Source organism: Thermaurantimonas aggregans (genome assembly GCF_003851885.1).
In the GTDB taxonomy this organism is placed as follows: Bacteria; Bacteroidota; Bacteroidia; order Flavobacteriales; family Schleiferiaceae; genus Thermaurantimonas; species Thermaurantimonas aggregans.
On record NZ_BHZE01000028.1, the window covers coordinates 21363 to 27369 of the forward strand.

Annotated in this window: 4 protein-coding genes; 1 reads left to right on the forward strand and 3 read right to left on the reverse strand. The window is 43.5% G+C overall.

Annotated elements, in window-relative coordinates:
* The 3 genes from EIP89_RS10670 to pafA form a co-directional block, all read right to left on the reverse strand.
* Complete coding sequence (locus EIP89_RS10670; RefSeq protein ID WP_124398673.1) at positions 1-489, reverse strand: hypothetical protein; 489 nt, start codon at positions 487-489, stop codon at positions 1-3.
* 123 nt (positions 490-612) lie between these two features.
* The gene (locus EIP89_RS10675; RefSeq protein ID WP_124398674.1) at positions 613-2958 is read right to left on the reverse strand and encodes an alpha-amylase family glycosyl hydrolase; all 2346 of its coding nucleotides are present in this window, start codon (positions 2956-2958) and stop codon (positions 613-615) included.
* A 52-nt stretch (positions 2959-3010) separates the two neighbouring features.
* On the reverse strand, positions 3011-4633 hold the full coding sequence (pafA, locus tag EIP89_RS10680) for an alkaline phosphatase PafA (RefSeq protein WP_218019366.1): 1623 nt from the start codon (positions 4631-4633) through the stop codon (positions 3011-3013).
* Positions 4634-4958: 325 nt separating this feature from the next.
* Here pafA and EIP89_RS10685 point away from each other — a divergent pair, with 325 nt between their 5' ends.
* A complete protein-coding gene (locus EIP89_RS10685; RefSeq protein WP_124398675.1) occupies positions 4959-5834 on the forward strand; it encodes a cupin-like domain-containing protein in 876 nt (291 codons plus the stop codon).
* The last annotated feature ends 173 nt before the right edge of the window (positions 5835-6007 follow it).

Here is a 6007-nt window from a genome sequence, read left to right on the forward strand (position 1 = left end):
TCAATTTGGCTTGGATATGGAATGATTACAATACGATGGTCCACCATTTATTGAGCCAACTTGCAGACAAATACAACCACCCTTAGGAGCAAAATCACAACGTTCACAATTTACTCCAGTACAAGATTCTATTGTTCCGCCCGGAACTCTGAGATCGATCAATCCATCAGAGTCTACGACAGGAATTCTGAAGACTACATGATTGCCTTCAGCATCTTTTGCCTTGCCATATATAAAATTTTTACCTATTTGTTCATCTACTGCATAATGAATTTCAGAGTATTCGTTGAGATTTTTCAAAATGTCCACATTTTTTATAAAATCTAAAATAGTTTGATTTGCAGATGAAATGTCAACTGTATTTATAAGTAGCTCTGAAGAAGTTGTAGTCACTTTCAAAGTACGATTACTCGCTTCGTCTGAAATTTTTTTACAGCCTGTGGCAGCCAAGAGCGCCACTACGGCGAGTGTTAATACATTCTTTTTCATGTTACTTTGATTTTAGAATCTAAGTCAAACAAAAAAAGTAAGAAAGAAAGAAAGACTTAAAGAATGTATAAATATTTGTTAATTCATTAAATATGCTTTTTGTCGGCTTGGTGAAATACGAGTTTACTGTCCGATAATCGCAAAAGTATATGGGGAGATTGTGCCCTCACTGGAGTTGGTAAGCAGCACACGGCCTGCAGGCATCGGTTGCTCAAGAGGGGTGTTGTTAAAATACACCTGTATTTTTTTTCCCAAATAGTTGCGCTCTATGACGAGTAGGCCATTTTGCGTATAAATACGAGTAGTGCCATAGATAAGTGGCAGATGCTCTTTGCGCAGAGCAATGAGTCGACGGGTCAAATCGAAAGTGTTTTTTTCGTCTTTATCCCAATCGGAAAACTTCATCATCCGCCGATTGTCGGGGTCATTGGCGCCGGGCATGCCAATTTCGTCGCCGTAGTAGAGGATGGGTATGCCGGGCATGGTCATGTTAAAGGCTGTGAGTAGCTGTAGTTTTAAATAAGCTTCTCTGCTGGGTTTTCCAATCTTGCGGGTATAGCCGGCGAGCTTGGTGTCTTCGTCGAAGCGCACGTCGCCAGAGGCCAGCGAAATGAAGCGCGGGCGATCCTGATTGCCGGTAATATGGCCCATCAAGTGGTGCATGCCATAGGTTTTTAGGCTGGTTTGAATGGTAGTGAGCAATTTGTCGAGGTCTGCATCACCTCCCAGGGCGAAATAGCGGATGGCTGCGTCGTAAAGGTTGAAGTCAAACTGTGCATCGAGCATTCCGCTGGATATGTAAGAGGCAATCAGCTCGGGGCTTCCATAGGTTTCGCCAATCTGATAGATGCGGTCTCCTTTACGACGCACGCGGTCGAGCAGTTTAATCTTTTTAGTCAAAGTGCGCCAAAAGAGTTCGTCGATGTGCTTGGTAGCATCGTGGCGGAAACCGTCGAAGCCATAATCGCGCACCCACACTAGAGCCGAGTCGGTCATGGGCTCGACGATGTCAGGCCGGGTAAGGTCGAGGGTGGGCATAAAGACGTCAAACCACGTAGTGAGGCGATGATCGTCCCACCGCTCGGTATTCAGGCTGCCATCGGGTAGGTAAAGGGATGTTGCCCAATCGGGATGTTTCTGATAAATAGGATGCTCCTGGTGCACGTGATTGGCCACGTAGTCGAGCACAAAGCGGTATCCTTTCTTTTTGCCGGTAGTCAAAAGGGTGTTTAGATCTTCAGCAGTGCCAAAGCGGTGATCAACGCGCACATTGGATACAGGCCAATAGCCGTGATAGCCGGAGAATTTGGTTCTTACTCCACCTTTGTCCCACAGCCCCCATGCGCCTGTGGGATTCTGAGTAATGGGTGACAGCCAAATGGCATTGACTCCGAGGGAATCGAAGTAGCCCTCGGCTACCTTCTGAAGTATTCCCTTCAAATCACCACCGAAATAATTGGCTATCGGCAGTACTTCAGGGTCATCTACTTTCTGATCGTTGGCCGGATTTCCGTTGTTAAACCGATCTACCATCAGAAAGTACCAAATGGTTGCATGCCAATCGTTTCGGGTCAGTTGGGAATATGAATTTACTGGTCGGCCCTCTGCCAGTGGAATGAGGATTTCATTGTTTCGGCATCCATCGGAATAAGAGAAAACCCGGAGCCAGGAGCGGGGAAAACGAACTGAAGCCAACGGGAAAACGATGTCCACATGCCCCGGGTTTATATTGATAAAATTTTCTGGTAAAATTTGATTGTTAAAAAACGCAATGACTTTCTGGTCTTGTTTTATCCCCTTGATCCTGAGCATTCCGTCTTCATAATTCACCGCTTCCACATATCCGCAATTTTCGGATTTGCCGGATTCGATGCTCAATACGGAATTGAACCCCCCCATCCCATTGCTTACAATATTGGGATTTTCCGGGTCGGTCATTTCCCGGCCATCCACTACGAGCACGTATTCGTACGTGCCGGGATCGGCCAGAAGGGTGGTCTGATACACTCCGTCTTTCAGCTCGAAGGGATTAGCCAACGTGTTCCAGCTGTTAAAAGTGCCCTTAATGGCCACGGACTGCTTTACATCAATTGACTTAGGCAGAATGTAGGTGTATCGAACCTTCTCAGATCGATATATCGGAATTTCGTATTTTCCTGATTTAGTGTAAAATATTGCTACATCAATGGCCATATCGACGTTGCCGATGAGTTGGTAAATTCTGTCTTCAGACTTTTTAATTACTTGAAGTGCACCTGGGAAGCGGAATGAATCTACCGGCTCATCGGGAAAGTAATCGTCCAGATAAAAAATCGTTGTATCAGGTGAAAGTCGTATAGGTGTAAAGGGATACGTATATCGAAAGTCTTCATTGGCCGTGAATCCATCGGAATTCCTGCTGCAGGAATTGAAAAACAGAATTCCAAAAACAGCAAGAAATGCGCAATTTCTTAGGGTTCGAAAGGCCATCAGTTGGTAAAAATCGCAACAAATATAGGCGGACTAAGTGTATTTACAACACTTACTTGCTTTGTGCGTCGGTTATTTCCACCAACGGATTTCCCATACAGGCATTTGGGAATGAGGTTTTCAGCAGCAGAGCAAGTGTAGGGGCAATATCAGTAATGTGTACCCTTCTACTTGCACTACCGGCTTTAATACCTGCCCCGTAAAAAACTATAGGCACACGTGTATCATACGCATACATCGAGCCGTGAGTAGTGCCTCTACGGCCACTGCTGCCTTCGATGTGGGCTGGCTCAAGCACCATGACCAGGTCACCACTACGGCGGTAGAAGTAGCTTCGGGCGGTTTCTGACAGGTAGTTGAAACCCATTGCATGGGATTGAGTAATTTCCTGAGCTGTGAAAACATGTATAATGGGATTTTTAGTCAACAAAAAATATTTTGCTGATTCCATCACCTTTAGATAATCCAGTTTTTTAGCCTTTAATGTGCCGTGATTCAGGTAGATATTGAGATTCGTTGCCGATTCGATCAGAGAATCACCAAAGGTGTCAAAAAGATATTTTTTTAAATCATTAACCAAAGCATAATCAAATCCGCCGGCCGGCACACGACGCTCTGTCAGAAAGGACGGAATGTCAGCTACGGCATGATCAGCCGTCAGAAAAACGAGGTAGTTGCCTTTTCCTACCGTTTTATCAAGAAAATCAAAGAATTCGCCCAACTCACGGTCAAGTCGCACATAGTTGTCAGCCACCTCTACACTTCGCGGGCCAAACATATGGCTGATGTAATCGGGACTGGAGAAGCTGATGGCCAGAAAATCCGTCACTGATCGCAGACCGAGTTTTTCTTGCTTCACAGCCTCTTTCGCAAAATCCAGCACGATTGAATTGCCATAAGGAGTGCCCTTGATGAGCTTACGGCCACCCTTCTGGCGCAGTGCTGGCAGCGGATAGGGAAATACGGCCTTAGCCATGCCGGTAAAAGTGCCTTCATGTGGACTGTCATCCGCATCGGTATAAGGTAGATACGCACTCAGCGGCAGAGCAGTCGTCCAGTTTTGAGAAAGGTATTTATCTACAAGGTTTTGTCTGTTGAAATCAGACACCCATTTAGGCAATGAGTTCATGTAATATGTGGAGGTGATAAATCGACCACTCTCATCAGCCAACCAATAGGCAGCATCAGCCGCATGTCCGGCCGGAAAGATAGAGCCACGATCCTTAACCGATATGCCAATCACTTTGCTATTAGGGCTTTGGAGCTTCAGCTCGTCGGTTATGGTACTGGCCAGTAAGGGTCGACACGACATTAGGCCTTCGCGGCTGTCATCGCCCACGGTTTTTACGGTTTCATCTTCAGCGCAATAAACACTTTTACCACGGCTGCGGTCGTACCAATCGTTGCCTACTATGCCGTGATACATCGGTGTAGAGCCCGTGTATATACTCGCATGCCCCGGGCCGGTGTAGGTAGGGGCATAGTTGTAATGGGCATTTTTATAAAAAAATCCTTCACTCAGCAAACGAGCGAATCCACCATTTTTGCTATACAATGGTTCAAAGCGCTCGAGGTATTCGTATTTCATCTGATCGACTACGATGCCTACCACCAGCTTAGGCTGGGCAATGAGAAATTCTACACCGGAAAAAAATACAAAAAGAAAATTTTTCATCAGATGTGATAGAAGGAATTACAAATTAACAATCGCAAAAAGTGAAAATGCTGCTGGGTGAGCAAATTTTAACCAAAACATAATTCGAGCTTTCTCTGACTATGGCAATTAGATTTTTTTATTGGTCCATTAAGAAAAGTATAATTTAATTAGAAAAGCATCACTTAATAATTTAAAAATTCACAAAAAACAAGTGGTCAATCAACCATTTTTTGAGTCTTAAATAAAGAGCTTTGCAAGCTAATCGAAATGCATTTTTTTGCTTAGGTATATTTTTTGCTAAGCGCGCTCAAGCATTCTAAGTTGTTTTAAAAACTGGTAAAGTATGGAACAGCTTAAAACTATTGAAATTGAAACCATAAATGACATTAATAAGCAAGATTTTGTAAAGAAGTATTATAAACCTCAGAGGCCTGTTGTCATCAAGGCTGCAGCGCGAAATTGGCCTGCTTACGAAAAGTGGACACTCGACTACATCAAGTCAAAAGGCCGCAATAAATCCGTACCCTTGTACGACAACAAGCCCGTAGATGCCTCTAAAAAAGTAAATGAACCAGTTGCCTGGATGAAGCTCGATGAATACATCGACTACCTGCTCAGCGGTAAAAATGAATATCGAATTTTTTTGTACAACTTTTTAAAGGAAATCCCTGAACTCCAAAGCGACATCATATATCCTGATCTCGGCATACGCCTTTTTAAAAGCCTTCCGATGCTCTTCTTTGGCGGGGCCGGTTCAAAAGTCTTTATGCACTACGATATCGACCTTGCAAACATCTTTCATTACCATTTTGTCGGCACCAAAACTGCCATCTTGGCAGCACCTGACGACACGCCAAACCTCTACCATGTTCCATTTTCTACCATCAGCCTAGAAGAGATAGATTTCGAAAATCCAGATATTCAGAAATATCCGGCACTTAAAAAAGTTACCTTCTACAAGGCTACTCTTCAACACGGCGATATGCTCTACATGCCCGAGGGGTGGTGGCATTATATGATTTACAATACCAATGGCTTCTCACTGTCATTAAGAGGTATTCCCACACATCCAAAAAATTTATTAGAAGCTATAAATAATGTTTTTGTAGTGCGCAATTTTGACAATGCCATGCGTAAAATTTTTGGACAAGAGTGGATACACTACAAAACCAAAAAAGCCTATGAACGCGTTAAAGAACGCGAACTTCAACTGGTTTAATATTTCGCCTTTTCGGTCAAAAAATAATGTTCTAAAATTATCCTATAAGAAGCTGTCCTAAAAGAGGGCAGCTTTTTTTTATCAGTTTTTAAATGGTATTTAATGTTACAAAAAATGAATTAGACTTAAAGCAGGTTTTTGGTAGTGATATTTCAAAAAATTGATTTTTGAAG

Bases quoted from the DNA above. Each gene is read 5' to 3' on its own strand.
- EIP89_RS10670 (WP_124398673.1), bottom strand. From the start codon at position 489: ATGAAAAAGAATGTATTAACACTCGCCGTAGTGGCGCTCTTGGCTGCC.
- EIP89_RS10675 (WP_124398674.1), bottom strand. From the start codon at position 2,958: ATGGCCTTTCGAACCCTAAGAAATTGCGCATTTCTTGCTGTTTTTGGA.
- pafA (WP_218019366.1), bottom strand. From the start codon at position 4,633: ATGAAAAATTTTCTTTTTGTATTTTTTTCCGGTGTAGAATTTCTCATT.
- EIP89_RS10685 (WP_124398675.1), top strand. From the start codon at position 4,959: ATGGAACAGCTTAAAACTATTGAAATTGAAACCATAAATGACATTAAT.